General features: G+C 66.4%; 2 protein-coding genes. Both read right to left on the reverse strand.

The features are described 5' to 3' along the window. Positions 1–1,082 (reverse strand): ActS/PrrB/RegB family redox-sensitive histidine kinase (locus tag EN749_RS34750; RefSeq protein WP_145991147.1); only part of this gene is annotated, 1,082 nt, incomplete at its 3' end. A gap of 116 nt (positions 1,083–1,198) precedes the next feature. Further along, on the reverse strand, positions 1,199–2,041 hold an 843-nt coding region (locus tag EN749_RS34755), incomplete at its 5' end, for an ATP-dependent helicase C-terminal domain-containing protein (protein WP_145991148.1).

Here is a 2,041-nt window from a genome sequence, read left to right on the forward strand (position 1 = left end):
GGGCCGTCATCGATGATCGAGAAGGTGACGGTGGCCTCGTCCCAGCTCCAGTGCACGGTGACGCTTTTGCGGGCGAAATCGACGGCGTTCTCGACCAGATTGCCGAGGCCGTAGATGACGCCCGGATTGCGCCGCCCGACCGGCTCGGGGCCGATGCGTTCGCCGGGCCGAAGCTTGATCGAGATGCCGAAGTCCCGGTGCGGCGCGGTGACCTCCTCGACCAGCGAGGTCAATGGCAATCGCGAAAGATGCGCTTCGCCCTCGGAGGACAGGCTGGTCAGCCGCTTGAGAATCTCGCGGCAACGCTCGCTCTGCGAACGCAACAGCGTCACGTCTTCCCCATATTTCGGATCCTTGCCGAGCGCCTTTTCCATCTCCTTGGCGACAAGCGCGATGGTGGCGAGCGGCGTGCCGAGCTCGTGCGCGGCCGCGGCGGCCAGCCCGTCGAGGGCCGAAAGGTGCTGCTCGCGCTGCAGCACCAGCTCTGTTGCGGCGAGCGCATTGGCCAGAAGCCGGGCTTCGGCGGCCACCCGGAAGGCGTATATGGCGGTGAAGGCGATCGAGGACAGCACCGCCATCCACATGCCGGCGACATAGAGAAAAGGCATCGCCAGCGGCGCGTCCTCATGCCAGGGCAGCGGCAGGTGGACAAAGACCAGAAAGGTCGCCGCCGACATGACCAGCCCGCCGAGGATGGCCGTCAGGCGCAGGGGCAGCGATGTCGCCGAAATGACGACAGGCACGGTCATCAGCAGCGAGAACGGGTTGGTGAGGCCGCCGGTCATGTAGAGCAGGCCGGCAAGCTGCAGGCTGTCGAAGATGAGGATGCCGAAGGCGGCAAGCGGCGTCAGCCGGTGCGCCGCCGGAAATCGGAAGGCGAGAAACAGGTTCATCCAGGCCGAACAGGCGATCAGGGCAAAGCAGAGGCTGACCGGCAGCGGAAACTTCAGCCCATAGGCGACGACGAGCACCGTCAGGCTCTGCCCGACAATGGCAAGCCAACGCAACCGGATTAGCGTGTTGAGGCGCAGTCTCTGGCTCTGCTGGAAATCGGGCGAACGCAAAACGTTGATCATGGCCATGAATTACAGCCGCGAAGCGTCAAACGCTAGGTACCGCCCCAATCCGAGGAGCCGGAATGGGGCTCTACTTCTTGTTTGAGCATGACCTTCCAAAAACCGGCTTTCACTTTTTGGGATCATGCTCTGGGTTTGGCGCGGGCGGTGGCGGTCGCGAGCAGCGGGTTTTCCGGCCAGACATGCTTGGGATAGCGGCCGCGCATGTCGGCGCGCACATCGGCCCAGGAGCCGCGCCAGAAGCCGGGCAGGTCGCGCGTCGTCTGGATCGGCCGGTGCGCCGGCGACAGGAGTTCGAGCGTCAGCGGCACGGCGCCATTGGCGATCGAAGGATGGCGGTCGAGGCCGAACAGCTCCTGCACGCGAACCGCCAGCACCGGCCATTCGCCGTCATAGCGGATCGGCACATGGCTGCCCGACGGGGCATCGAAATGGGTCGGCGCCAGCGTATCGATCCTGCGCTGCACATCGTGCGGCACGAGGCTGGCCAGTCCGGCCTCGACAACGCCCGCATCGATAGCGGCAAACGATGCCGCGCCGGACAGGTAAGGCAGCAGCCAGTCGTCGAGGCGTTCGATGAGGGCGGCATCCGCCATATCGGGCCAAGGCGCGCCAAGGCCGCGGTGCAACCAGCCAAGCCTCTGGCGCAGCGTTTGCGCCTCCTTGCTCCAAGTCAGCAGCGACAGCCCGTGCTGGCGCACCGCATCGAGGACGGCGCGGTCGGCGTCAGCACCGATTGGCGGCGGCAGCATGCGCTCGGCAAGCGTGATGGCGCCAAGGCGCACGGTTTCGCGGACGCGCACGGCGCGCTTGTCGCGGTCGAAGCTCGTTTCACGGCGGACCTCGATCCTGTCCGCCAGCGCGGCGCGGACATCGTCCTCGCCGATCGCTGCCGCCGCCGTGATGCGCGCATTCTGTGCCTTGCCCTGCAGGTCGGCGACGACCAGAAACGGCTCGCCCGCCAG

It is taken from the genome of Mesorhizobium sp. M7A.F.Ca.ET.027.02.1.1 (genome assembly GCF_004022985.1).
Lineage (GTDB): Bacteria > Pseudomonadota > Alphaproteobacteria > Rhizobiales > Rhizobiaceae > Mesorhizobium.